Genomic DNA, 24,704 nt, shown 5'->3' on the forward strand with positions numbered 1-24,704 from the left:
CATTGACCCAAGACTTTGGGCCACGGCAATGGCAATGCTCTGATCAGAATCGCTCGATGATGGCTTTGGCGAAGCCGCTGCAGCTCACGGGATCAACCTGGGGCTCCATCAGTCGGGCCAGGTCATAGGTGACGTGCTTGTCGGCAATGGCGGCGCTGAGGCCTTTGGTCACTAGGTCGGCGGCCTCCTGCCAACCGAGGAATTCCAGCATCATCACGCCGCTGAGAATCACCGAGCCGGGGTTGATCCGATCGAGGCCGGCATGTTTCGGGGCGGTGCCGTGGGTGGCTTCGAAGATGGCGGCGTTCTCGCCGATGTTGGCGCCGGGGGCCATACCCAGACCACCCACCATGGCGGCCGCGGCATCGGAGATATAGTCGCCGTTGAGGTTGAGCGTGGCGAGGATCGAATACTCCTGGGGCCGGGTCTGGATCTGCTGGAAGATGCTGTCGGCGATGCGGTCGTCGACCAGCACCATCGACCTCCACTTGCCGCCACCATGGCTAGCGCCGATGGCATCGAGCACGGCCTGCACTTCGGCATCGATGTCAGCTTTCTTTTCAGGCGTGAGGCTGTCGTAGCCCGGCTCGATCATGCGGGCGTTGGCCTGAACGCTGAGGTTGGGGTCTTTCTCGAGGTTGCCGAGGATCCAGCTCTCCCGCTCGGTGATGCAGACATCCCGGAACTCGCTGGTGGCCAGCTCATAGCCCCAGTCACGGAAGGCTCCTTCCGTGAACTTCATGATGTTGCCCTTGTGGACCAGCGTGACGTGACGCTTGTTCCCTTCCAGGCGCAGGGCTTGCTGGATCGCCTTGCGGATGTGGCGCTGGCTGCCGTGCTTGCTCACGGGCTTGATGCCGATGCCAGATCCTTCGGGAATCTGACGCGTGCCGAGCTTGCCGTTGGCGGGGATCACCACCTCGTTGAGGTGCTTGCGCAACTCCTGACCAACGGCGTCGTCGGCTTCCCATTCCACGCCCATGTAGATGTCTTCGGTGTTTTCCCTATAAACGATCACGTCCAGATCCTGGGGACGCTTGTGGGGACTGGGGGTGCCGGCGTAGTAGCGGCAGGGACGCACACAGGAGTAGAGGTCGAAAATCTGGCGCAGGGCCACATTCAGAGATCGGATGCCGCCGCCGACGGGCGTGGTCAGTGGGCCTTTGATCGCGACGCCGAAGCGGCGAATCGCTTCGAGGGTGTCCTCCGGCAGGTACTGATACGTGCCGTAGAGCTCGCAGGCTTCATCACCGGCGAACACCTTGAACCATTCGATGCGCTTGGAGCCGCCGTAGGCCTTGGCGACTGCAGCATCCAGCACTGCCTGGGTGGCCGGCCAGATGTCCACGCCAGTCCCATCTCCGCGGATGAAGGGAATGATCGGATCGTCCGCCACCACGGGTTGACCGTTTGTGAAGGTGATCGGTGTGCCTTGGCTGGGGGCGGTGAGCTTCTCGAACTGGGCCATGGCGGTCGATCGGGCGTCAGCAACTGGAGCCTATGACTCAAAGGCGAGTCCTACCGTTGCCATGCGAACAGGGATGAGATGGGCAGGGACGAGCTCTGGGTTGTGGCGGCTTGCTTCAACGAAGAGGGCCTCATCTGTCAGTTCATGGAGTCGGTGCTCCAGCTTGAGCAGGTGGATCGGCTTGTTCTGATGGACGACGGCTCCAGTGATTCCACGGTGTCAGTTATTCGTGCATGGCAGAAGGGCCACCCCGATGCCCCTGTGACCCTGCTTGAACTCACGCGCAATTTCGGCAAGGAAGCGGCGATGCTCGCTGGGCTGGATTACGCGAAACGTCGCTGCGCTGCCGCGATCCTGATCGACTCTGATCTCCAGCATCCACCGGAGCGCATTCCCGCGATGGTGGCCGCCTGGCGGGATGGGGCTGAAGTGGTCACCGCTGTGCGCGACGACCGCGACGAAGAGTCCCTGATGAAGGTGGCCACGGCGTCCTGGTTCTACCGGGTGTTCAACCGACTGGTCGATTCGATTCAGCTTCAGGAGGGGGCCGGTGATTTTCGTTTGCTGTCGGCACCCGTTGTGGAGGCTGTGACCCAGATGCGTGAGGCAACGCGCTTTTCCAAGGGTCTGATGCCCTGGACCGGTTACCGCAGCGTTGAAATTCCTTACAGCCGAGTGGCCAGGGCCGGTGGCAACAGTTCCTGGAGTTCGCTGAAGCTCTGGCGTTATGCCCTCGATGGGATCTTCTCGTTTTCCGTGAAACCGCTGAAGGTCTGGGGTGTGATCGGGGTTCTGATCTCCTGTTTCAGTTTCCTTTATGCCGCATTGATTGTGCTGCGCACGCTCGTCTTCGGAATCGATCTCCCCGGATATGCCTCATTGATCGTCGCGATCCTGTTCCTGGGAGGGATTCAGCTGATCGGCATCGGCGTCCTTGGCGAGTACATCGGACGGATCTACATCGATGTGAAGCAACGACCCCACTACTTCATCCGTGCCGTGCACGAGAGCGAAGGGACTGCCATTCCTTTTGCCGATCGAAGGAGCTGAAGAAGCTCTCCGACAGGTCAAAACCGTGACGGGTCAGTTCGCCTTCCCTCAACGGCCCAGCTGGATGGGTCAGCAGCAGATTGTTGGTCGGCCCCTCCTGTTCGCCCCGGCTCTTCAAGGCATCGAGGCAGGCATCAAGCTTGTCCCCCGTCATCTCACCGGTGAACAGCACACCGCTGAACCAGGTATTGGTTGCGATGCCGGCCTGTTTCAGCCGTCTGACGGCGATCCCGCTGAGCAACTGCAGAACCGTCCATTTGATCAGACCTCCACGGCGCAGGGCATTCCACCAGTCGGCCAGCGGCAGGCCCGTCGGCAACGGTTCGCGGGTGGTGCGGATCCAGGTGATCCCGGAGTCATCGGCCAGATCCAGCAGGCTCTCCAGAACGATTGGTACCAGATGAATGTGTTGATGCCCGTCCACAGGAATCACCTGCTGGTTGGTGATCAGGCGAAACCGTTGAATCTGATCGCGGATGGCTCGATCCAGCTGGGGCCGCAGGCGCCGCTGCCGGCCTGGTAACAGCGAGGCCAGAAGCAGTGTCCCGAATCTGGCAGGAAGGTCCGGACAACCTTGGGTGGATGGACCCTCCGTCAGGCAGAGATGAAGACACAGCGGCATCGCGTCGGATCGCTGCCGCCAGGCGTCGGCTCCGGCCTGGGCTGCCGGGCCATGCACCAGCAGACTGGCGCCGTCCACCCGGCCGTCGCGGGCCAGGGCCAAGATGGCTGCATTGATGCTGTCATCCAGGCCGAGATCGTCGGCGTGGATGCGAGTCGGGACGCTGTTCGACCGCTGCAGCCGTTGACTGAAACGGGCGGCACGGCTCCAGATCAGGGCGTTGAGCAGGGTGGGTGTGAACACCAGGACGGCTGTTCGCAGCGTCATCGTGATCCAGTTGCCCAGCAGCAGGGGAAGCAGCGCACAGACAGCCAGATTCACGGCGTACTGCAACAGCAGCCAGCGCCTGGCAAACCGTCGGCCGCCCGTTTCTTCGCGGAAGGTCACCACGGCATGACCGATGTAACCGGCGATGGACGCCGCCAGAAAGGCCAGGGGGTTGGCCAGCCACAAGGGCGCAATCCGCTCAAGGCTGAGCAAGGCCGTGGTGTGCACCAATGCCGCCGTAACCCCCACGGCGCCGTACCGACCCAGACGCACGAGCAGGGAAGGCTCTCTCATCGAGGCTCTGTCTTCAAGGTGGTGTCACTGCAGAAAGGTGTTGTCACTGCAGACGATTCAGGGGAGAGGAGCAGACGCCTGTTGACGCAACAGGGTTGCAATCAGATTCCAGGCCCGCTGGTCGTAGGCCTTGACGAAGTCGTTGAAGCTTTGGGCAGCTTCGGCATCGGCGCCATCGGAGATCACCCGAAGCACCAGCCAGGGAACCCCCTCCTGTTCAGCGACCTGGGCCACGGCGGCCCCTTCCATCTCCACGGCGGTCAGGGCAGGCAGGGCATCCCGCAATGCCATCAAAACCTTCGCATCACCAATGAACTGGTCCCCTGTGCCGATCAGGCCAGGCCTTGGCCGGCCGAAACCTGGAAGCTCTCCAGCCAGGTGACTGCCCTCGAGGGCCTTGCAGGCCCATTCGAACCAGGCCTGCTGGGGTTTGAGCACTGCGCGATCCAGAGGAGGCACCACAAAACGCGGCAGGATCGGGCGAACATCCATGTCGTGCTGCACAACGGCATCGGCAAGCACGACATCCCATTGCTGAAGGGAGGGATCCGCTCCCCCGGCCACGCCCGTGAACAGAATCAGATCAATCGGGTTGTCCGCTGGTGCTGAAGCCAGGACGCGGGTGGCGGTTCGCGCGGCACAGACCTTGCCCCAGCCGCTCCAGGCCAGAGTCAGCTGCACCGCGGCTCCGTCATCACCAGTCCAGTGACCGCGATGAATCACCAGGTCGCCGAATTCCTCCTGACTCGGCTCCTCCAGATGGGCCAGATCAGAGCCGATTTCCTCCGGCATGGCTCCAAGCAGACCGAGATGGAGCGGACGTGTCATGAACCCTGTGATGTGATGTCACCGTAACGGCGCCCCCTGGACGCCCCCTGCAGGATTAGGGAAGGCAAGGGCACAATCTTGAACGCAGGTGAAACCGTTCGCAGTGTGGAGCAGGCACAGGCCCTGGCCTCTGCCGTCACGCTGGTCCGACGGCACTTTCCGGCGGCCACGCCCAACCTCCGCCCCTGGCGGGATGATGCCCAGACACGTCAGTGGAGTGAACCGGAGTCCATCGACCTTGCCTTTCATTTCCCGGGCTGGAGTCCACGCTTGCAGTGCCGCAGCCTGCTGATTCAGCTGCGCCTCAGCAGTGACGATCAGGAGCGGCAGGGCCACCTCCTCGGGGTCCTGATGCGTGGGATGACCTATGAGGGCGAGCGTTGGCGGCTGGCCACGGTTGGCGACTGGCAGCCGGCTGGATCCCACCTGCCCCAGCCGGATCAGGTGAAACAACTCCGCAAGATTTGCAAGGACTTGTTTGAACTGTTTCCAGCTGATGCAACGAATGGCACCGTGCCGTAACCCTTCGCAACTCAGATCACCGCTGTTCGAGCCTCTCCTAATAAGGTCGATGGGTTGCTTGCCGCAGGCTGATTATGTCCGTCGCTCTGGCTGCCCAGATCCGTGAAGGCACGAAAAAATCCCACACGATGGCGGAGAACACCGGCTTCGTGAGCTGTTTTCTTAAGGGTGTGGTCGACAAGGCCAGCTATCGCAAGCTCGTCGCTGATTTGTATTTCGTCTACACGGCGATGGAAGACGAGATCGGCAAGCTCGGTGACCATCCAGTGGTGGGCCCGATCGGCATGAAAGAGCTCAACCGACGTGAATCTCTCGAACAGGACCTGACCTATTACTACGGAGCTGGATGGCGGGATCAGATCGAGCCGTCACCGTCAGCGTCCGAGTACGTCGAGCGCATTCATGCCGTCGCCAAGGAGTCGCCAGAGCTGCTGGTGGGCCATCACTACACCCGCTACCTCGGCGATCTCTCCGGGGGGCAGATTCTTAAAAACATCGCCCAGAAAGCGATGAACATGGATGGTGATGACGGCTTGAGCTTTTACGTCTTCAACGACATTGACGACGAGAAGGCCTTCAAAACCACCTATCGATCAGCCATGGATGCGCTGCCGATCGACCAGGCCACGGCAGATCGCATTGTTGAGGAAGCCAATCATGCCTTCCACCTCAACATGAACATGTTCAAGGAGCTTGAGGGGAACCTGGTGGCAGCCATCGGCAAGGTTCTCTTCGGTTTCCTCACCCGCCGTCAGCGGGCTGGCAGCACGGAGGCGGCTGCCGCCTGATTCTGTGGCCACCAGGCTTGTTCGTTTCCTGGTTCCTGGAACCAGCGGTTGCTTCCGCTGCGGTGGTTTGAGTGTTGAGTTGCAGACGGCCAGTCTCGTTGGGGCTGTCTGCGACAGCGAGATCGTCACTTACAGGGAACGGCGTGATGACTGCCCTTATCTGGCCGATCTGCTCAGGTCGGAGCCACCGTCGGAGGATGTTCTCTGGATTGTGAGCTGGGGATTTGATGTCCCCCAGCTGATCAGACGCCTGAGGGGCCATCGGGTTGCCTATCACGCGCACAGCAGTGGTTATGGCTTTGACCTTCCACCAGGTGTTCCAGTGCTGGCGGTGAGCCGCAACACCCTGGGCTACTGGGGAGACCGGGCGCCCCGCAATCCGTTGTTCCTCGTGCCGAACGCGCTCGACCCTCAATGGCTTGAACGGGGGGATCGTGCCGATGCCAGTGGGCGCGATCGTCCCATCGACGTTCTCGTGCAAGCCAGAAAAAGCAGTGATTACGTGCTGAGACAGCTGGTTCCGGCCCTGCGTCAGCGTGGGGTGAAAGTGGAGGTGCAGAGCGGATGGGTGGAGGACCTGGTGTCGCTGTTCAATCGGTCAACGGTGTATCTCTACGACTCGGCTGAGTACTGGCGGGGGCGCGGGGTGACGGAGGGGTTCGGCCTACCGCCGCTTGAGGCGATGGCCTGCGGCTGCGTCGTGTTCACCAGCCTGAATCATGCTCTCGCCGATCACTGCGACCCGGGTCGTTCAGCCCATCAGATCGGGTGCGGCAGCTTGGCTCACGACCTGAATCGCATTCAGGTTGCGATCGGCGAGCCTTGCCAATGGCGTCCACCGGCTGCTGAGCTGGGTGCCCTGCTTCATGCCAACGCCGAGCCGAGGCTGCTGGAGCGCTGGCGTCACGTCTTGTTGGAGCTCGATCAGCTTCAGAGGCAGTGGCATCAGGATCCGCCGCTTTCAAGTCCTCCCACCTGGCGCCTGCGATGGGGCCAAATCCAACAGCGCGCAAGGCGAGTGGTCGATCGGTTGCCCGGCTGGCCGAATCAGGCCTGAAAGCCGAGAGGTGGCGGCTTAACTCTGCCTGACGTCAGGACTTTCACGCGGATTCGTTTCAGCGAAGCGATCGGTTTGTTTTATGCCCGTTTTGCAGAGCCAGACCTGGAACGAGCTGAGCACTCTGCTCCGTGAACTGTCGCCAAAACGTCGGAAGTTTTTAGTTGTCGTCCTGGTCGCCTCCCTGTTTCAGGGAGTGATCGACATCCTGCTGGTGGGTTTGCTGGCACGCCTTGTCGGCCTTCTGTCAGGCGCAAAGCTTGGTGACCAGATTCCCGGCATTCGCTTCTTCGGCGGTGGCTTTCTGGATCAGGCCGGTTGGATTGTCGTGTTGCTGATTGCGTCCTTCTGGTTCGCTTCAGCGGTTCGCTTCAGCGTTGCTCTGTTGGAGGCCCTGCTCGCGGCTGACATCTGGTCTGATCTGGTCAACAAGGTGTACAGCAACCTGTTGATGCAGAACTACGAATTCTTCACGCAGAAGCGCACCGCTGTGCTGTCGGAGCGGTTCAACCGCATCCTCACGAGGGTCACGTCCGCCGTGATCTCTCCGGTGATTGCGATTGCGGGAAACGTTCTCAGTGTTTCGGCTCTTCTGTTCGGTGTCGCTGTTGCTCTTGGGGGCAAGGCGATCACCATTTTTGTGTTTCTGCTGGTGGCGTATCTGATCGCCTCGTTGATCATCACGCCGTATCTGCGCCTATTTCTGCGTCAGAAGATGCGGTACACGCGGCGAATCCGGCTCACGTTCGGCGAATCGCTCCGTTCGATGAGGGATATCCAGCTGTACTCCTCCCATCAGTTCTTTGTTGACCGTTTCATGCGCGATGGAACCATCGCCAAACGCAATGATCGGCTGGCCAACCTCCTCCCGAATGTTCCGAAGTTTCTGATCGAGCCAGCCGGTATCTCGATTCTGTTTCTGGTGGGTTTGGCGCCCGCTCTCCTCAGTGGTGACAGTGAGCAGCTCAGGGAGGCGATGCCTGAGCTGGCCACTGTGCTCTTGGTGTTGCTGCGCATCTCCGGTCCCCTCCAGTCGATGTTTCGCAGCCTCAATCGTCTGCGTGGTGGTCTGCCGGAGGTCAAGGATGCGCTGGAGCTGTTGTGCATGAGGCCAGGCAGGCTGTCTCTTGCCAATCCGGCTGTGCCCTCCCCGGATGGTGTGATGCCTCGTCGTCTGATCGAGCTGCGGGATGTGAGTTATGCCTATGGCCACTCGGGATCGCCTGTTCTGCGGAATGTCGATCTGTCGATCCCCGTGGGCTCCCGCATCGCACTGGTGGGGAAGACCGGCAGCGGCAAGACCACCATTGCCCATCTGCTCCTGGGTCTGTTCAAGCCTGACTCGGGTGAACTTCTGCTGGATGGACTGCCGGTCTCCGATGAGGAGATGCCGGCCTGGCAGGCCAACTGCGCTTTCGTGCCTCAGCAGATCCGATTGCTGGATGCCAGTGTCCGCGAGAACGTGGCCTTCTGTGCCAACCCCGACGACATCGATGACGACGAGGTCTGGGCGGCACTCAAGGCAGCACAGTTTGCCGATTACGTCGGCGACATGCCCTATGGACTGTTCACGATGTGCGGTGAGAACGGGATGAAGCTCTCCGGTGGCCAGCGTCAGCGGTTGTCTCTGGCGAGAGCGTTCTATCGGAATGCCAAGTTGCTGGTTCTCGACGAAGCCACCAGTGCCCTTGACAACAAGACAGAGCACGACGTGATGCAGGCTCTGGAACTGGTGGGACGTCGCTGCACGATGGTGGTGATCGCCCACCGCCTGTCCACGGTCAAGAAATGTGATCGCATCTACGAAATCGCCGACGGCGGCATTCATGCCTCCGGCGATTTCGACACGTTGCGGTCGATGTCCACCAGTTTCCGTGAAATGGCCATGCTGGATGAAGGCTGAGCCTCATGGCTGATGTCATCCTTCTGTCCACGGCGGACTGGGACCATCCGCTCTGGACGAACAAGCAGCATCTGGCTGTTTCCCTTGCTGATGCGGGCCACAGGGTTCTTTACGTCGATTCACTTGGGGTTCGCTCCGCCCGTGCCGGCCGTTCCGATGCCGGACGCATCCTGCGCAGACTGCGTCGCAGCCTGGCGCCACTTCGGGAGGTCCGTGAGCGGATCTGGGTGCTCTCGCCCCTCGTGCTGCCTGGACAGATCAGTGGTTTGGCGGGCCGGCTCAATCGCTGGAGCCTGAATCTGGCGCTGTTCTGGGCGGATTGGTGCCTGGATCTTCGAACGCCGTTGCTGTGGACCTTCAACCCCAACACGCGCTTCTACCTGAAGCTCGGACGCTTCCATTCCACGATTTATCACTGCGTTGATCGCATCCAGGCGCAACCGGGCATGCCCGTCGCCGCTCTCGAGACCGCTGAACAGGATCTGTGCGGGGCGGTGAATGCTGTCTTCACCACCGCACCGCAATTGCAGAAGACCCTGGCACCTCTCAACGCAGGCACGCATCTGTTCGGCAATGTCGCCGATGCCGGCCATTTCGCTCAGGCCCGCTCCGACCTTGTCCAGCGGCCCAGGGATCTGCCGACCAGCGATGGGCCATGTCTGATGTTCATCGGTGCCATCGATGCCTACAAGCTCGACCTGCCGCTGTTCGAAGCTTTGGTGGCTGGGAATCCCCAGTGGACCTTTGTTCTGATCGGCCCTGTCGGGGAGACCGATCCCAGCACTGACGCATCGGCTCTGACGGCGCATGCCAACGCCCACTGGCTCGGCCCCAAGCCCTACAGCGAGCTGCCGGCCTATCTGGCTGCAGCCGACGTCGCTCTTCTGCCGCTGCAGCTAAACGACTACACCCGCCATATGTACCCGATGAAATTCTTCGAGTACCTGGCGGCCGGCTGCCCGGTGGTGTCCACCGCCATTCCTTCCCTGTTGGATCAGGCGGATGTGGCCTGTCTCTGTCCCCCGGAGGTTGAACCGTTCCAGGCGGCGATTGCTGCCCTCCTGAAAGGCGATGGTCCTTCGCTTGAACAGCGTCTGGCACGGGCGGTGCGGTTCACCTACGAGAGCCGCACCGCCTCGATGCTGGACTGCCTCGACGCCCATGGGCTGATGCCGGCAGATCCAGCGCCGCCTCAGGCGATGCCTTATCACCGTGTGCGGCGTCAGCTGCGGGCCGGATGGTTCGCCGAGAGCCTGGGTCTTCTGATGGCGCAAGGACTCGAGCGGGCTGGAGCGTCAAGGCTCAGCCAACGACTCCTGGATGGGCTGCTGATCCGATCTCCCGATCGTGTTGTCTGGCTGGCGGGGCGGGCCAGGCAGGCCTTGGCTGCCGGCGACCACGACAGCGGCCGTCAACTGATCGAGCGGATCTGGCAGCTCGATGGTGAGGCTGAGCTGCTTCATCAGCTTCTCTTCCGACGGGGATCCCGTCCAGGTGATCGAACAGATCAGTTGGCGATGTTCGATGCTCTGGCATCCAGCACCGTGCTGCCGCTTCATTTCGCCGGCTATTGCCGTGTTGTGCGGACCTACCGAGCCATCGATTCCAAGGAACCGGCGACTCTGGAGCGATGTTGCAGCGCATTGGCCCGGATCATCGACCAGCTCGAACAGGATCCGAACACCTATCGCTGCCTGAGGCCGAATCGTGAAAACCGGGCCAAGTTGCTGATCTCCGCTCACCTCACCAGGTTGCGTGGCCTGATGGCCCTTCAGGACCACTCTGGCCTCGATCAGGCGGCTAGCGAGCTCGTCCGCTGTGCCGGGCGTTACGACCCGTTCGCGATTGATCGCACCACGGCAACCCGGATGACCCGCAACATGATGCGCTGTCTGGCGATTGCAGCTGTGATGGCATGGCATGCCTCCGACAGCCGACGCATGGATGCGGTTCTGGAGCAGGCTGAGCGCTTGCGAACGGCCTGTTTTGCCGATCGCTTCGATGCCATCTCGCAACGGACGCAGGAGGACCATCGTGGCTTTGCCGATCAGATGCTGGAAAGGCTGCGCGGTTGCCGATGGTCCATGGACCCGTCAGCCAGGCTGCCGTCAGCAGACGCGTTTGTTGAGCCGCTTCTGCTCGTCTATTTCCCGGTGCTGCGTCCAGACCGTGCCGAAAAGGCCTGGCGTTTTCTCACGGCTCTGAGCGGCCAGTCCGCGGCATGAGCCAGGGGTCGACTCCAGCGATCGCCTTCACGATCGACTCGCTCAAGCTCGGTGGCGCTGAGCGGACCCTGCTCCGCTGGGCTGTCTGGTGTCGGGACGCCGGCTGGCGGGTGGTGGTGATCACCCGTAAAGGAGCGGAGCGTGATGCCTACCCGCTGCCGTCCGGCTTGATTCGACGTCAGGAGCCTCGGCTCTCCTCCGGTTTCGAGCGCCTGGGTTGGTGGGCGTTCCCGGCCAGGCTGCTGGCTCTGAGATCCTTGCTGCAAGAGGAGTCTGTCTCGATCGCTGTCGGCGTCACGGTGCTTCCAGCCGTGAAGCTTCTGCTGGCCAGCCGCGGTCTGTCCATGCGATGCCTGGTGTCGGAACGCAACTATCCACCGGCCCGCTCGCCCTCCCTGCCATGGCGTTGGCTGCGGCGTCTCACTTACCCGTGGGCGGATCTTCATCTTGTTCAGACGTCAACGATCGGCGCCTGGTTGCAGCGTCACTGCGGTGCGAATCGCCAGTTGCTGCTTCCCAATCCTGTGATCTGGCCACTCCCCAGTCATGAGCCGGTCGTGGATCCTGAATCCCTTCTGCCGGAGGGCGTTCCGGTGATCCTGGCGGCGGGGACGAAAGCGCACCAGAAGGGTTTTGATCGCCTGATGCCGATGTTCGCCACCCTTGCCCAACGCTGGCCCCACCTGCGGCTGGTGTTGTTGGGGTTGAGCGATCAGCCTTATCAGGGCCTCCGACAGCAGACCTGGTTGCGAGGTCTGCTGGGCGACGATGCGGATCATCAGCAGAGGCTGCTGCTGCCAGGAGCTGTCGGCAACATGGCCGACTGGTACGCAAGGGCTGACCTGTTCGTGTTGCCATCACGCTTTGAGGGCTTCCCCAATGTTCTGCTCGAGGCCATGGCGGCAGGATGTGCCTGTGTGGCGAGTGATTGTCCGACCGGTCCCTCCGATCTGATCAACGACAACCAGAACGGACGCCTCTTGGCGCATGATGCGTCGACAGATCGATGGATCGAGGTGCTTGAGCCTCTGCTTTGCGATGCATCCCAGCGTTCCCGGTTCGCGCAGCAGGCAGTGTCCGTGCGAGAGCGTTTTGGAGAGACCCGGCTTCGCTCCACGTTTCTGGCTGCTCTTGAGGGGGTGAACCATGGATGACCTTTGGGTTGTTCTTCCCCATCTGGGTGCTGGAGGTGCCCAGAAAGTCGGGCTTCTCGCCGCTGAGCACTTCGCCGAGCAGGGGATGAAGGTGCGGGTGCTGTCCCTGCGACCGGAGCATCCCGTCAAGCATCGACTTCCCGCCAATGTGCGCATGCTCGACATCGATCTCCATCCGGATGCTGAGGACGTGCACCCCTGGCTGCGGGATGTGTGGGACCGATCCCTGCTTGCCAGAGGGCGTCGCTTCAGCATTGCTCAGCTGATCAAGCTGCGCCGGTTCGCGATCCGTTTGATCACGCCTCTGCTGCTGCGTGCCCTTCAGATGGGGCTTCCCTGGTTTGATCGACGGCTGGAGCCCGGACGTGACGGCCTGGTCAATGGGCTGCTGGAACACTGCATGCGCAGCGCCGGGGGTCTGCGGTATGTCCGCCTCAAGCAGCTCCTGGCTGAGCAACGACCACGCCGCGTGCTGGCGCTGCTCAGCAAAACCAACATTCTCTGCTGCTCAGCAGCCTGGGATCTGCCGATTCACCTGGTGGTGTCGGAACGCAATGATCCGCGTCTGCAGACGATGGATCACCTCTGGCGCTGGCTGCGCATGGTGTACTACCGCCGTGCCGATGTTGTGACCGCCAACACAGAGGGTGTTCTGGATGCTTTGCAGGACATGGGGGCCTGGCGTCGCCTGGAATTGCTGCCCAATCCACTGCCCAATGCGGTCAGGACCGATCAACCGCCATCCACCGCAGATCGTCGTCGTCAGATTCTGGCGGTGGCCCGGCTGGTCCCGCAGAAAGGCCTGGATGTGCTGCTGCGGGCCTTTGCCTCGCTGCCCAGGAGTGTTCGCGATGGCTGGACCGTGGTCCTGGTGGGGGATGGCCCTGAGCGGGAGAGGCTGCAGACACTCGGGGAAACCCTGTCGATCGCTGAGGCGGTGGCGTTCGAGGGATTTCAGTCGAACCCTCTGAGTTACATGCATTCCGCCGCCATCTTTGCCCTGCCATCCAGGTTCGAGGGAATGCCCAATGCCTTGCTGGAAGCCATGGCTTCCGGGTTGCCAGCGGTCGTGACCGATGCTTCCCCAGGGCCGCTCGAGATGGTGACGGACGGTCGCAATGGCCTTGTGGTGCCGACGGAGGATCCCGTTGCGTTTGCGGCGGCTCTCCAAAGGCTGATGCTGACTGAGGAACAGCGGACTCAGCTGGGAGAAGCGGCGCAGCAGACGCTGCGATCAATGGAATGGCCCGTGGTGGAGCCACTCTGGAGGTCCGTGCTCGGCTTCGACCCGCTCTGATGGGCAGCGGCTTTCCGTCAACGTCGCCTGCGAGCGTCAGTCGGCGACTTCTCATCCTTGCGCCCACCCGTCGCGTGGCAAGCGAAACGTTCATCCGCGCCAATTTGGAGCGTTTGCCGTTTTCGATCGACGCCTATTTCGGTGATGAAACGCCATTGGGTCGACCACGTCGCTGCCTCTACGGCGTTGCGGTTCTGATCAGCAAAGTGCTGAGCCGTCTCGGCCTGCTTCGCCTGGCCTCCCTACCTCCGTCCGCTGTGGCGCTCCTGTTGATTCGCCACCACCAGCCGGACCTTGTGCTTGTGGAATTCGGATTTCATGCCGTTCGGGTGATGGAGCTGGCGGCCTGGTGCAATCGGCCGATGGTTGTTCATTTTCGAGGTGCCGATGCTTCGGCGGATCGATACCTGAAGCGACTTCAGAAGCGTTACCGCCGACTTCTGACCCTCACATCTGCCGTGATCGTCAAGAGCGACGTGATGAAAAAGACCCTGGCCAGGCTTGGTGTCGGCGCTCAACCGGTCCTGATCAGCCCATCCGGCGCTGATGAACGTCGTTTCCACGGTGCAGCGCCGGCGGACAACCCGCCGCGTTTTCTGGCGGTGGGTCGTTTTGTTGAGAAGAAAGGTCCAATGGAGACCCTTGAAGCCTTCCGGATCCTGCGGGAGTCACACCCGCTGGGAGATCAGGCTTCGCTGGTGATGGTGGGAGCCGGTCCCCTGCTTGAACCGGTCCAGAGGCGGGTGCTTGCCCTGGGCCTCGATGGATCCGTGTGTTTCCCAGGGATGCTTGCGCCGGAGGATGTGGCGGATCAGATGCGTCAGGCCAGGGCTTTCCTGCAGCACTCACGCACAGCCGCTGACGGGGATCAGGAGGGATGCCCAGTGGCGGTGATGGAGGCTCAGCTCTGCGGTCTGCCTGTGGTGGCAACCCTTCATGGGGGGATTCCTGACGTCGTCCGACATGGCGTGAGCGGATTCCTGGTCCCCGAGGGGGATGTTCGTGGGATGGCTGATGCGATGCTGCGTCTGACGGTTGACCCGGCTCTGGCACAAACGATGGGTTCCGCTGGACGCGATCAGGCACTGTCGTCGTACACCGTGCAGCATCACATCGACCAGATCAGCGCCCTGTTGAAGTCCCTGGTGCGTTCGCTCTGATGCGGGATCCATCGATTCAGCTGATCTACATCACAAGCCGCGGACACAGTGGCTCCACGCTTCTGAGTCAGCTGATCGGTTCCCACAGTCGCGTGCTCTGTGTTGGCGAGATCAAGATGTTGATCAACCCGGATCCGCAGCGAAAACTGTGTTGCTGTCATCGCCAGCCCCCTGATCAGTGTCCGTTCTGGAGCGCTGTCCAGGACCATCTGATCAAGGCGATCGGCAAGCGATTCATGCAGCTTGATCTGAGCGGGAATGATGCGTTGACCTTTCGCCAGGACAATCAGGCGTTGTTTGAGGCGGTGGCATCCGTCAGCGGTTGCTCCGTCATTGTTGACTCTTCGAAATCAATCCAGCGAGCGATGGCCTTGCATCAGGCGTTTGCTCAACATTCCGGGCTGCAGATCAACATTGTGCATCTGCATCGTGGTCCTCTTGGTTCCCTCAACAGTGCATTGAAAAAAGGAGACGATCTGCGTCGCTCCGCATACAACTACAACCAGATGTTTTTTCGAACCCGAGAGCATTTGAAATCCTGTCGCAGCCTCTTTGTCACCTACGAACGACTGGCGACACGACCGCGACCTCAGTTGCAAACCGTCATGGAGTTTGTCGGTTTGTCGTTTGAAGAGGCTCAGTTCAACTGGCGTGCACAACAGCATCGCGATATTCACGGCAACATCATGCGTTTTGGAACCTCGGATCGAATCCGCTTGGATCGAAAGTGGTTATGGGAACTTTCATGGCGGCAGATCCTTGTGATTATGGCCTGGACGATGCCGGTACGGTTAAGAAGTGAGGCCTTGTTTGAAAGGATGCGCGACTGGATCAAATATGGTGACTGGCAGTCTTTACTGGGGAAACAATAATGCCAGACATGAGACCTTTGCAAACCATATAAATGTCGATGCTTGATCGTTTTTTTTCAAGGATTCATGATGATCAGCTTCGTGGAACGTTGGTCTCTTTCCCGAAATCTGGCCGCACCTGGGTGCGTGTGATGCTTGATCGTTTACATCTCTCGATTCGTTACACCCACGATGGCAGCGAACATAAATTAGGCGCACATTTTCAGTCATTGAATAGCTGTGGCCTGGATCCCAAGGATCAGCCTCTCGTCTTCCTTCACCGGGATCCGAGAGATACGGCTGTGTCGGGCTTCTTCCAGAAATCGTTGCGTATCGACCAGGGATATGAGGGTGATCTGTCGCACTTCATCCGCGATCCACATCACGGCATTGAAAAAGTCCTGGTGTTCAATCTGGCCTGGATCGAGCATTGCTCCCGCTCAGACAATACCCATCGAACCCTGTCCTATGAGGCGTTGCGCGCCAATACAGCGGATGGTTTGTCCGCTTTGGTTGCGACCTACATGCCATCGCGACCCATCAACCGGCGCCGGATCTGCAGGGAGGTAGATCGGGCCAGTTTCGAGCGGATGCAGCAGCAGGAAAAACAAGGTGTGTTTGCAAGACGCTACAAGAAAGCCTTGACACCAGTTGATCCTGAGAACAAGGAGAGTTTCAAAGTCAGACGCGGAAAAGTTGGTGGGTTTAAGGATTATTTTTCAGAGCAAGATCTTGCTTTTGCTGATCAACTCCTTCAGCGTTACGACTACTTTGATCGCTTGGCGTCCGCCCATCTGGCTGCGCTGATTTAAGGCTGGTGGCACTGTCTCGAACCAATCGCCAACGACTCTGTTTGCTGCTCATCCGAGGGCTGGGTCACAGCGGCACCACGATTCTTGATCTTGCCCTTGGTGCCCATCCGCAGGTGATGGGTCTTGGAGAGGCCGCCAGGATTCTGGCGACCCCGAAGCCTGGTGAAGAGGGTCGTGCCCCTGCCATGCTGCGCGGGCCACGTCGACGGGAAAGAATTTGCACCTGCGGGGTTTCAGCAGCGGATTGCCCGATCTGGGGCCCGGCCCTGGATTGGTTGGAATCGCACGAAGCCTGGACCTTGCCCGACAAGATGCGACATCTGATGCATCTGGCCGCGGCCTTGCCAACGGCTCGCGGCGAGGGGCCTCACCGAGTGCTGGTGGACTCTTTTCAGGATGAGCTTGTCTTGCCCCAGTCCATGCCGTCCGATGTGGACGTACGGGTGATTCATCTGGTGCGCGATGTCCGCTCCTGGTTGCATTCCCGTCTCAAATCCGCCCGTCAGTCAGGAAAACCCTTCTCAGAGCTCAGGACGCTGCTGCGTTGGTGGTACGTGAATCGCAAATTCGATCGCGTGCTGCAGCAGTGCGGCAGGCCTGTGTTTCGATTGGGTTACGAGGAATTGGCGTTGCAACCTGAGCGTTCGCTTCAACTGGTGTGCGCTTGGTTGAACCTGCCCTTTTCTGAACAGATGTTGGCGCCCGGAGCCCACAGCACCAGTCATCTGCTGTCAGGAAATCGGATGCGATTTGATCGCGATCGCTCTCGCGCAATCCGTTACGACGCGGCCTGGATGGCCTCGCGGGACTGGCCGATCCAGATTTCAGTGCTGGTTCCAGGAGTTGCTGCCTTGAATCGGAAACTGGTGTATTCCAACAAGCTCATCAATCCTGGTTAGTTGTTGATCTAGCGGCACCATTCGCTGGCCAGGGGCCAGTGTCTTTCCAGGCTGAGATGGGGGAACTGTTGCGCGACGTTGTTATAAACTAGTGCCTGGCTTTGCCCAATGCTGGCGAGAACCTCCTCCGGAAGATTCGTTGTGGTGCGGCTTTCATTGATGCGTCGGCTCCAGTTCGGTTCCTCGTAGTCGATCATCAGGTGTTGGCACAACCGTTGATATACAGACTCTGTGAACAATCGTTCATAGAGATCAATGAATAGATCATCTGAGCTGAAGGCCTGTGACAGAGCCTGGAGCGTGTGGAGATAATCGCTGCGCTGACTCGAACGTTGTTGCAATGTTCTAGCGGTGCGTCGTAACTGCTCTTGTTCTGCATCCGGATGGAGTTCACCACGTTTACGCAGTTTCATGCGCTGTTGGGAGAGGATCCGCTCCACCGGATCGCGCATCAAAAACACAACACGTGTGGTGACACCACGTTCTGAAAATTGTTCGCGGGTCCATTGCAGAGTGTCTGCTGACAAACAGCCATAGGACGGTGTGATATCTCCGGTGAGACGGTTCGACGGACGTTGCAGCAAGTTGCAGAAGTAGTCGAAGTAGCGGTTGCTGTTCTGCAGGAAACGCTTTCTTCTCCAGGTTCTCCACTTCCAGGGCGGACTGTTTTTGGGTTGAAAATGGGCGAATTGAGGAAGTGTGAGTGCATCCAGGATGTGATATTCCTTGCAAAAGCCAAAATTAGAATCGTGGCGATTGTGTAATTGCTCATGCAGCCAGGATGTGCCTGCTTTTTGAGCTCCGACGCCAAGAAGAAAAACCTTGAAATGATGATCTGGCGAGGTCATTGCATTCGAAGATCGGTTGTTTTTCTGATTCTTTTTGGGTCACAGATATGAGTTTTTTGATAGAGCCAGCTTGAAGTGGGAATTTTCAGCCGTTTTTTGGTATTGATATCTTGGAGAGAATCTCCACTTTTAGATGTGCTGTCTGAGGTTTTATCAGTTCCATCCATAATCAAAAATCCAGATCGAGCTAGTTGATCTCCAGTGCCGGAAGCGTTTTCACAGCATCATCAACAGCCTTCACCTGTTGCAGAAATGGTTCGAGAAGCTCCAGTGGCAGAGCACTTGGCCCATCGCAACGCGCTTTGTCGGGATTCGGATGGGCTTCCAGGAACAGTCCAGCCAGGCCGATGGCCATACCAGAACGCGCCAGATCCACGACCTGGGAGCGCCGACCTCCGGAGGCAGCACCTCCTGGATCTCGACATTGCAGTGCATGGGTGACATCAAAGATGAGTGGCAAGCCATCACAGCTTCTTTTCATCACCCCGAAGCCGAGCATGTCCACAACCAGGTTGTCGTAACCGAAATTGGTGCCGCGTTCGCAGATCAGCAGCCGCTCGTTGCCGCACTCTCGGAACTTGTCCACGATGTTGCGCATCTGATCTGGGCTGAGGAACTGCGGCTTCTTGATGTTGATCACTGCTCCGGTTTCCGCCATGGCGCGGACCAGGTCGGTCTGACGGGCCAGGAAAGCCGGCAGTTGGATGATGTCGGCGACGTGGGCGGCGGCAACCGCCTCCTCAGGGCTGTGCACGTCGGTGATCACCGGGATCCCATGGGTGTCCTTGACAGCTTGGAGGATCCGCAGTCCATTCTCCAGGCCAGGGCCTCGGAAGGAATGAATCGAGGAGCGATTGGCCTTGTCATAGGACCCTTTGAACACCAGTGGTATTCCCAGGCGTTCACACACCTGCTTGTAGTGGCTGGCGCAGCGCAGGGCGAATTCGAGGTCCTCCAGAACATTCACGCCACCCAGCAGGGCGAAGGGCTGGTCATTGGCGAAGGTGATGTCGCCGAACTGGACCAGACGCGCTGCCATCACCGTGCCTCAAATGCCAGGCGGAGCTTACCGACTGTGATGAGACGGGCTGCGAGCGATAGCCTCCACCAATGAGCTTCTTGGCCGGCCTCAACGATGCCCAGCGCAGGGCAGTGGATCACCATGAAGGCCCTTTACTGGTGGTGGCAGGTGCCGGCAGCGGCAAAACACGAGCCCTCACCCATCGCATTGCCCATCTGATCGGTGCCCATGGGGTGGATCCGGCACAGGTGCTGGCCGTGACATTCACCAACAAGGCGGCTAGGGAAATGAAGGAGCGCCTGGAGCTCCTGCTGGCCCAGCGCCTGGCGCAAAGCCAGTTCGGCCAGCCCTGGAGCACGCTGCCGCCCGTGGAACAGAGGCAGTTGCGGTCCCGCATCTACCGGGAGGTGACCAAAGAACTCTGGATCGGCACCTTCCATGCCTTGTTCGCACGGATGCTGCGATTTGACATTGACAAATTCAAGGACTCCGAAGGCCTCACCTGGACACGTCAGTTCTCGATCTACGACGAGGCGGATGCCCAGAGCCTCGTCAAAGAGATCGTCACCCAGGAGTTGCAGCTCGATCCCAAACGTTTCGAACCGAAGAAGGTTCGCTGGGCCATCAGCAATGCCAAGAATCAGGGCTGGTTGCCTGATCAGCTGGAGGCCAACGCCGAAGGTCAGCGCGGCAAGCTCACCGCTGAGACCTACCGGCGATATCGCAGGGCCCTGGCGGCCAATAACGCTCTGGATTTCGATGATCTGCTCCTCCTCCCTGTTCAGCTGCTGCAGCAGAACGAACAGGTGTGCAGTTACTGGCACCGACGCTTTCGGCACGTCCTGGTGGATGAATACCAGGACACGAACCGCACGCAGTACGAACTGATCAAGTTGCTGGTGACGGGCGGACAAGACCCCCAGAAGGTCAAGGACTGGGGTGGTCGCTCCGTGTTTGTGGTGGGCGATGCGGACCAGAGCATCTACAGCTTCCGTGCCGCTGATTTCACGATCCTGATGGGTTTTCAGGACGACTTCGGCGATCGAGAACCTGACGACTCGACGCGCACGATGGTGAAGCTCGAGGAGAACTACCGGTCCACCGCGACGATTCTCGAGGCTGCCAACGCTCTGATCGCCAATAACAGCGAGCGGATCGACAAAGTGCTGCGGCCGACCCGGGGGGACGGTGAGCTGATCAGCCTCACGCGTTGTGATGACGAGATTGCTGAGGCTGAAGCTGTGGTGCACCGGTTGCGCATGTTGGAAGCGGCTCACCCGGAGCTGAGCTGGGGAGATATGGCGGTTCTCTATCGCACCAATGCCCAGTCCCGGGCCGTTGAAGAGTCTCTGGTGCGCTGGGGGATTCCCTATGTAGTGGTCGGTGGACTGCGCTTCTATGACCGGCGCGAAATCAAGGACCTGCTGGCCTATCTGCGCCTACTAGTGAATCCGGCAGACACCGTCAGCCTTCTGCGTGTGATCAATGTGCCCAAGCGGGGCATCGGCAAGACAACCATCCAGCGGTTGACTGATGCGGCCAATCAACTGGGGATCCCGCTCTGGGATGTCGTCAGTGATCCCGAAGCGGTGCGTTCCCTGGGCGGTCGCTCCGCAAAAGGCCTGCTTCAGTTCTGCGAACTCCTCAACGATCTGAGGCAGCAGGTGACCGAAGCCGCTCCATCGGAACTGATCCAGCAGGTGATGGAAAAGAGTGGCTACGTCCGTGAACTGATCACGGAGGGAACCGATGAGGCGGAGGAGCGTCGGCGCAATCTGCAGGAGCTGGTGAATGCTGCTCTGCAGTTTCAGGAGGAGAACGACGAGGCGGATCTTGAGGGATTCCTCGCCACGGCTGCCCTGTCCAGTGATGCCGACAACAAGGACACAGCAGCCGATCGCGTCACGCTGATGACATTGCACAGCAGCAAGGGACTGGAATTTCCCGTCGTATGTATGGTGGGATTGGAGCAGGGTCTATTCCCCAGTTATCGCTCCCTTGATGACCCCGCTTCCCTGGAGGAGGAGAGACGGCTCTGTTACGTCGGGATCACCCGTGCCAAGGAACGCCTGTTCCTCTCCCATGCCAGTGAACGCCGGCTGTGGGGCGGCATGCGTGAGGCTGCCGTGCCGTCCGTGTTCCTGTCGGAACTGCCTGAGGCACTGGTGCAAGGTGATTTGCCCCAGAGCGGTGGAGCCTCCTTGCGACGGGAGCGGCGCTTGGAGCGTCTGACCCGCGTCGATCGGGATGTGACATCGTCCCCCCCCGCCAATGCTGTTCGACGGCGACATGCCGGACCTGCCCCAGGACGCAGCTGGAGTGTTGGCGACAAGGTGATTCACAGCAGCTTCGGCCTCGGCGAGATCACCCACACCTTCGGCAGTGGTGAGAAGGTGTCGATAGCCGTGAAGTTCACAGGGATGGGACCCAAGATTCTTGATCCCCGACTGGCACCGATCGAGCCGGTCGATGAGGCGTCCTGACATCACGTTTTTCCGCTTCGCCAGCCAGGCCTGCTGAAGCGAGGAGGGCTTCAAGTTGCCGATTAACCTCCTGCCCAGACTCCGCCGGTTTGTGCCGACCCCAAGCCAGGTGATTCCGATCTTCATTGGGTACGACCCCAGAGAGCGGGCCGCCACGAATGTGCTGATCGACAGCCTCTATCAGTTCAGCAGTGTTCCGTTGGCAATCACTCCCCTGGTCACCCCGCAACTGGAGAAACAGGGGTTGTATCGCCGTGCCCGAGATCCAAAGCAGAGCACGGCCTTCTCCTTCACCAGGTTTCTCGTCCCCCATCTGATGGATTACAGCGGCTGGGCGATCTTCATGGACTGCGACATGCTCTGCCGCAGCGACATCAAGGGGCTTTGGGATCAGCGTGATGAGCAATACGGCGCGATGTGCGTCCAGCACGAGCACACACCGGATGAGACGGTGAAATTTCTGGGAGAGGTTCAGAGCGCTTACCCCAAAAAGAACTGGAGCTCGCTGATGTTGCTGAACTGCAGCCGCTGCAGAACGCTGACTCCTGACTACGTCAACACAGCCTCAGGCCTGGAGCTGCATCGTTTTCACTGGCTCGAGGGTGATCACGAGATCGGCGCCATCAAGGGGGGATGGAACCATCTGGTTGATGTGCAGGTTGCCCCCGACCCCGAGTCGGCCCCTTCATTGCTGCACTGGACACTGGGCGGTCCCTGGTTTCGCGAACAACGCACCATGGGTGGTCCGCTGGCAGCGGAATGGTTCAGCGCCCGGGACGATGCGATGAAGCTCTGGGACTGATGGCCATCCGAAAAAGTCTGGTGGCGGTTCCGGCTCGCCTGCAGTCCTCCCGTCTTCCCAACAAAGTGCTGGCCGACATCGGTGGCAAGCCGATGATTCAACGGGTTCTGGAACGATGCCGGCAGGCAGCCGATGTTGAGGCTGTTGTGCTATGCACCGACAGCCCTCAGCTTCAGGAACTTGCCCGGGGCTGGGGCGTCCCGGTGCTGATGACCTCTGATCAGTGCCGTTCGGGCAGTGAACGCATCGCTTCCGTTGCGGAGGATCTGATGCGCCTCGTCTGGGCTGACCAGGCCCCGGTGCCCGAGCAGACGGCGATCATCAATGTTCAGGGTGATCAGCCGTTCATCGACCCAGCGGTGATCACAGCCATGGTGCGTGAGTTCCAAAGCAGGGATCCCGTCCCAGCTGTCGTGACGCCTGTTTACGGCCTCCAACCGGACACCGTGCACAACCCCAATGTGGTGAAAACACTGCTGGCCCATGACGGACGGGCTCTTTACTTCTCCCGCTCGGCGATTCCGCACGTGCGGGATGTGGCCCCGGAGGACTGGCATCACCACACCACCTTCTGGGGGCACGTCGGCATGTACGGCTTCCGCGGCGATGTGCTGGCCGCCTGGGATCAGCTCCCTGCATCCCCCCTCGAGGATCTCGAGCGACTTGAACAGCTGCGCTTGCTTGAGGCAGGGCACACCATTGCCACCTTTGAGGTTCAGGGCACATCCCTCTCCGTTGATACCTCCGACCAGCTCGAGCAGGCCAGGAGGATCGCTGCAGAGCTTTAGTCGTTGCGGTCGCGCCAACCGTTGCTGGCCAGGGTTCCCCAACCTTCGCGTGCCTGCAGGATCCGCTCAGCAAGCTCGCGGATCGCTCCCTGGCCCCCCGGCCGATTCAGGACGGCATCGGCCTGCCATCGCACAGGGCGGCAGGCGTCCGCTGGAGCTAGCAGCAAGCCCACCTGTGCTCGCACGGCCAGATCGTTCAGGTCATCCCCGACGAACGCCGTTTCTGCGGTTGTGACGTTCAGGGCCTGCTGAAGCTTGCCGAGAGCAGTCGGCTTGTCACGGATACCCACCAGGCAGTGACGGACGCCGAGCTGTCGTGCCCGACTCTCCGAGGCGCCACCCTGGCCGCCGCTCAGAAAGGCAATCTCCAGACCCGCCTGCTGCAGAAGCCGGATGCCCAGTCCGTCTCTGACATCGAATCGTTTGGTCAGTCGCCCATCGGCATCAAACCAGAGTCCCCCATCGGTGAGAACACCATCCACATCCAGCACCAGCAAGGTGATGCGGCGCAGTCGTCCCCGCAGCCGAAGCCAGCGCAGGGCTCTCATGCCAAACCAGCCTGAACGAGGTCATGGAGGCGCAGCAGGCCCAGCATGCGTTGTTCGGCGTTGACTACCGGCAGCACGGAGATCGGTTTGCGGCGGTTGCGCTCCATCCGCTCCAGGGCGCGCACCACCAGGACATCCCCCTCCACGGTGATCGGATCGGCTGTCATCAGATCCTTGGCGGTGAGCTCAGGCCAGGACTCGGTCCCATGCTCCTGAAGGGCGCGCCGCAGATCGCCATCGGTGAGGATGCCCAGCAACGCGCCGGGGCGTTCTGGGCATTCCACCCAACCGCTGCCGATTCCGTCCCGGGTCAAGCCGCCGATCACCTCGGGCAGCGGTGTGTGGGGCTGAAGAGGATGCAACCTGCTGGTCGGCACCATCAGATCCGCTGCCGTCAACGTGAGCTGTTTTCCCAGGGAGCCCGCTGGATGATTGAGGGCGAAGTCCGTTGGTGAAATCCCACGGCGCTCCATCCAGACCGCGGCGAGGGCGTCACCGATCGCCATGGCCACGGCTGTGCTCGCGGTCGGTGCCAGGTTGAGCGGGCACACCTCGCGATCGACCCCAGCGATCAGGACCACGTTGCTGCCCAGTGCCAGGGATGATTCGGCCCGGCCGACGATGGCGATCCGTCCTGTTCCGCGGCGTTTGAGGTGGGGAAGCACCTCGAGCAATTCCGATGTCTCTCCACTGTTGGAGAGCAGCAGGCAGACGTCTTCAGAGGCCACAACACCCAGATCCCCATGGAGAGCGTCCAGGGGATTCAGATACAGCGCCATCAATCCGATCGACGAGAACGTGGCTGCGATTTTTCGAGCCACGATTCCGCTTTTGCCAACCCCTGTGATCACCAGCTTGGCCTTGCGGTCTGCACACCGTTCGAGCAGATCGAGGGCTGCCTCCACCTGTTCGCTGCTCAGGCGTTGCGCTGCCGCTGCGATCGCGGATGCTTCCTCCTGCAGACAGCGCGTGAGAGCGGACAACGGCTTGATCCGTGATGATCGAGCCATTGTCATG

The 24,704-nt window shown here is 60.3% G+C and carries 22 protein-coding genes; 15 read left to right on the forward strand and 7 right to left on the reverse strand.

Going from position 1 to position 24,704, the window contains the following annotated elements; genetic code table 11:
* Window positions 1–43 precede the first annotated feature (43 nt).
* A complete protein-coding gene (locus KR100_RS02015; RefSeq protein WP_038542786.1) occupies window positions 44–1,468 on the reverse strand; it encodes an NADP-dependent isocitrate dehydrogenase in 1,425 nt (474 codons plus the stop codon).
* A gap of 78 nt (window positions 1,469–1,546) precedes the next feature.
* Here KR100_RS02015 and KR100_RS02020 point away from each other — a divergent pair, with 78 nt between their 5' ends.
* Complete coding sequence (locus KR100_RS02020) at window positions 1,547–2,518, forward strand: glycosyltransferase family 2 protein (RefSeq protein WP_051847279.1); 972 nt, start codon at window positions 1,547–1,549, stop codon at window positions 2,516–2,518.
* Here KR100_RS02020 and KR100_RS02025 read toward each other — a convergent pair.
* Window positions 2,457–3,701 (reverse strand): ChbG/HpnK family deacetylase, encoded by a 1,245-nt coding sequence (locus KR100_RS02025; RefSeq protein WP_038542789.1) that lies wholly within the window; start codon window positions 3,699–3,701, stop codon window positions 2,457–2,459. The two genes, KR100_RS02020 and KR100_RS02025, sit on opposite strands and share 62 nt — an antisense overlap.
* 57 nt (window positions 3,702–3,758) lie before the next feature.
* Window positions 3,759–4,529 carry a 5'-methylthioadenosine/adenosylhomocysteine nucleosidase gene (locus tag KR100_RS02030; protein WP_038542791.1) on the reverse strand — a complete coding sequence of 257 codons (771 nt, stop codon included), beginning with the start codon at window positions 4,527–4,529 and terminating at the stop codon, window positions 3,759–3,761.
* A gap of 78 nt (window positions 4,530–4,607) precedes the next feature.
* Here KR100_RS02030 and KR100_RS02035 point away from each other — a divergent pair, with 78 nt between their 5' ends.
* The 11 genes from KR100_RS02035 to KR100_RS02085 all read left to right on the forward strand — a co-directional run bounded on the left by KR100_RS02035 (window position 4,608) and on the right by KR100_RS02085 (window position 17,197).
* The gene (locus KR100_RS02035) at window positions 4,608–5,051 is read left to right on the forward strand and encodes a hypothetical protein (RefSeq protein WP_038542793.1); all 444 of its coding nucleotides are present in this window, start codon (window positions 4,608–4,610) and stop codon (window positions 5,049–5,051) included.
* Between the two features lie 74 nt (window positions 5,052–5,125).
* Window positions 5,126–5,839 (forward strand): heme oxygenase (biliverdin-producing), encoded by a 714-nt coding sequence (locus tag KR100_RS02040; RefSeq protein ID WP_038542795.1) that lies wholly within the window; start codon window positions 5,126–5,128, stop codon window positions 5,837–5,839.
* 4 nt (window positions 5,840–5,843) lie between these two features.
* The gene (locus tag KR100_RS02045) at window positions 5,844–6,896 is read left to right on the forward strand and encodes a glycosyltransferase (protein WP_038542797.1); all 1,053 of its coding nucleotides are present in this window, start codon (window positions 5,844–5,846) and stop codon (window positions 6,894–6,896) included.
* An 82-nt stretch (window positions 6,897–6,978) separates the two neighbouring features.
* A complete protein-coding gene (locus KR100_RS02050) occupies window positions 6,979–8,799 on the forward strand; it encodes an ABC transporter ATP-binding protein (RefSeq protein ID WP_038542799.1) in 1,821 nt (606 codons plus the stop codon).
* 5 nt (window positions 8,800–8,804) lie between these two features.
* Entirely contained in the window at window positions 8,805–11,024 is a 2,220-nt protein-coding gene (locus KR100_RS02055) for a glycosyltransferase (protein WP_038542801.1), read from the forward strand.
* Entirely contained in the window at window positions 11,021–12,178 is a 1,158-nt protein-coding gene (locus tag KR100_RS02060) for a glycosyltransferase (RefSeq protein WP_038542803.1), read from the forward strand. Before KR100_RS02055 ends, KR100_RS02060 begins: the two co-directional genes overlap by 4 nt.
* Complete coding sequence (locus tag KR100_RS02065; RefSeq protein WP_038542805.1) at window positions 12,171–13,475, forward strand: glycosyltransferase; 1,305 nt, start codon at window positions 12,171–12,173, stop codon at window positions 13,473–13,475. Before KR100_RS02060 ends, KR100_RS02065 begins: the two co-directional genes overlap by 8 nt.
* Window positions 13,421–14,635 (forward strand): glycosyltransferase, encoded by a 1,215-nt coding sequence (locus KR100_RS02070; protein WP_239420376.1) that lies wholly within the window; start codon window positions 13,421–13,423, stop codon window positions 14,633–14,635. The genes KR100_RS02065 and KR100_RS02070 overlap by 55 nt, the downstream gene beginning before the upstream one ends.
* Complete coding sequence (locus KR100_RS02075) at window positions 14,635–15,507, forward strand: sulfotransferase (RefSeq protein WP_038542807.1); 873 nt, start codon at window positions 14,635–14,637, stop codon at window positions 15,505–15,507. Before KR100_RS02070 ends, KR100_RS02075 begins: the two co-directional genes overlap by 1 nt.
* 32 nt (window positions 15,508–15,539) lie before the next feature.
* Window positions 15,540–16,298 (forward strand): sulfotransferase domain-containing protein, encoded by a 759-nt coding sequence (locus tag KR100_RS02080; RefSeq protein ID WP_038542809.1) that lies wholly within the window; start codon window positions 15,540–15,542, stop codon window positions 16,296–16,298.
* A gap of 5 nt (window positions 16,299–16,303) precedes the next feature.
* Complete coding sequence (locus KR100_RS02085) at window positions 16,304–17,197, forward strand: sulfotransferase (RefSeq protein ID WP_239420377.1); 894 nt, start codon at window positions 16,304–16,306, stop codon at window positions 17,195–17,197.
* Window positions 17,198–17,205: 8 nt separating this feature from the next.
* Here KR100_RS02085 and KR100_RS02090 read toward each other — a convergent pair whose 3' ends face one another.
* The gene (locus tag KR100_RS02090) at window positions 17,206–18,045 is read right to left on the reverse strand and encodes a sulfotransferase family protein (RefSeq protein WP_038542811.1); all 840 of its coding nucleotides are present in this window, start codon (window positions 18,043–18,045) and stop codon (window positions 17,206–17,208) included.
* 187 nt (window positions 18,046–18,232) lie between these two features.
* A complete protein-coding gene (gene kdsA, locus KR100_RS02095; protein ID WP_038542813.1) occupies window positions 18,233–19,084 on the reverse strand; it encodes a 3-deoxy-8-phosphooctulonate synthase in 852 nt (283 codons plus the stop codon).
* A 71-nt stretch (window positions 19,085–19,155) separates the two neighbouring features.
* Here kdsA and KR100_RS02100 point away from each other — a divergent pair, with 71 nt between their 5' ends.
* The 3 genes from KR100_RS02100 (at window position 19,156) to kdsB (ending at window position 23,139) form a co-directional block, all read left to right on the forward strand.
* The gene (locus KR100_RS02100) at window positions 19,156–21,549 is read left to right on the forward strand and encodes a UvrD-helicase domain-containing protein (protein WP_038542815.1); all 2,394 of its coding nucleotides are present in this window, start codon (window positions 19,156–19,158) and stop codon (window positions 21,547–21,549) included.
* 91 nt (window positions 21,550–21,640) lie between these two features.
* A complete protein-coding gene (locus KR100_RS02105; RefSeq protein WP_038547665.1) occupies window positions 21,641–22,351 on the forward strand; it encodes a glycosyltransferase in 711 nt (236 codons plus the stop codon).
* Window positions 22,351–23,139, forward strand: a complete 789-nt coding sequence (kdsB, locus tag KR100_RS02110) for a 3-deoxy-manno-octulosonate cytidylyltransferase (RefSeq protein ID WP_038542817.1) — start codon at window positions 22,351–22,353, stop codon at window positions 23,137–23,139. Before KR100_RS02105 ends, kdsB begins: the two co-directional genes overlap by 1 nt.
* Here the strand turns inward: kdsB and KR100_RS02115 are convergent.
* A complete protein-coding gene (locus tag KR100_RS02115; RefSeq protein WP_038542819.1) occupies window positions 23,136–23,687 on the reverse strand; it encodes an HAD family hydrolase in 552 nt (183 codons plus the stop codon). The genes kdsB and KR100_RS02115 overlap by 4 nt on opposite strands.
* Window positions 23,684–24,697: an SIS domain-containing protein gene (locus KR100_RS02120; protein WP_204207758.1), complete on the reverse strand. Its 1,014-nt coding sequence runs from the start codon at window positions 24,695–24,697 to the stop codon at window positions 23,684–23,686. Before KR100_RS02120 ends, KR100_RS02115 begins: the two co-directional genes overlap by 4 nt.
* Between the last annotated feature and the right edge of the window lie 7 nt (window positions 24,698–24,704).

Origin of the sequence: Synechococcus sp. KORDI-100 (assembly GCF_000737535.1) — a bacterium.
Classification (GTDB): domain Bacteria; phylum Cyanobacteriota; class Cyanobacteriia; order PCC-6307; family Cyanobiaceae; genus Parasynechococcus.

Coding starts and splice junctions, on each gene's coding strand:
- KR100_RS02015 (WP_038542786.1), bottom strand. CDS start 1,468: ATGGCCCAGTTCGAGAAGCTCACCGCCCCCAGCCAAGGCACACCGATC.
- KR100_RS02020 (WP_051847279.1), top strand. CDS start 1,547: ATGGGCAGGGACGAGCTCTGGGTTGTGGCGGCTTGCTTCAACGAAGAG.
- KR100_RS02025 (WP_038542789.1), bottom strand. CDS start 3,701: ATGAGAGAGCCTTCCCTGCTCGTGCGTCTGGGTCGGTACGGCGCCGTG.
- KR100_RS02030 (WP_038542791.1), bottom strand. CDS start 4,529: ATGACACGTCCGCTCCATCTCGGTCTGCTTGGAGCCATGCCGGAGGAA.
- KR100_RS02040 (WP_038542795.1), top strand. CDS start 5,126: ATGTCCGTCGCTCTGGCTGCCCAGATCCGTGAAGGCACGAAAAAATCC.
- KR100_RS02050 (WP_038542799.1), top strand. CDS start 6,979: ATGCCCGTTTTGCAGAGCCAGACCTGGAACGAGCTGAGCACTCTGCTC.
- KR100_RS02055 (WP_038542801.1), top strand. CDS start 8,805: ATGGCTGATGTCATCCTTCTGTCCACGGCGGACTGGGACCATCCGCTC.
- KR100_RS02060 (WP_038542803.1), top strand. CDS start 11,021: ATGAGCCAGGGGTCGACTCCAGCGATCGCCTTCACGATCGACTCGCTC.
- KR100_RS02065 (WP_038542805.1), top strand. CDS start 12,171: ATGGATGACCTTTGGGTTGTTCTTCCCCATCTGGGTGCTGGAGGTGCC.
- KR100_RS02070 (WP_239420376.1), top strand. CDS start 13,421: ATGGCCCGTGGTGGAGCCACTCTGGAGGTCCGTGCTCGGCTTCGACCC.
- KR100_RS02075 (WP_038542807.1), top strand. CDS start 14,635: ATGCGGGATCCATCGATTCAGCTGATCTACATCACAAGCCGCGGACAC.
- KR100_RS02080 (WP_038542809.1), top strand. CDS start 15,540: ATGTCGATGCTTGATCGTTTTTTTTCAAGGATTCATGATGATCAGCTT.
- KR100_RS02090 (WP_038542811.1), bottom strand. CDS start 18,045: ATGACCTCGCCAGATCATCATTTCAAGGTTTTTCTTCTTGGCGTCGGA.
- kdsA (WP_038542813.1), bottom strand. CDS start 19,084: ATGGCAGCGCGTCTGGTCCAGTTCGGCGACATCACCTTCGCCAATGAC.
- KR100_RS02100 (WP_038542815.1), top strand. CDS start 19,156: ATGAGCTTCTTGGCCGGCCTCAACGATGCCCAGCGCAGGGCAGTGGAT.
- kdsB (WP_038542817.1), top strand. CDS start 22,351: ATGGCCATCCGAAAAAGTCTGGTGGCGGTTCCGGCTCGCCTGCAGTCC.
- KR100_RS02115 (WP_038542819.1), bottom strand. CDS start 23,687: ATGAGAGCCCTGCGCTGGCTTCGGCTGCGGGGACGACTGCGCCGCATC.
- KR100_RS02120 (WP_204207758.1), bottom strand. CDS start 24,697: ATGGCTCGATCATCACGGATCAAGCCGTTGTCCGCTCTCACGCGCTGT.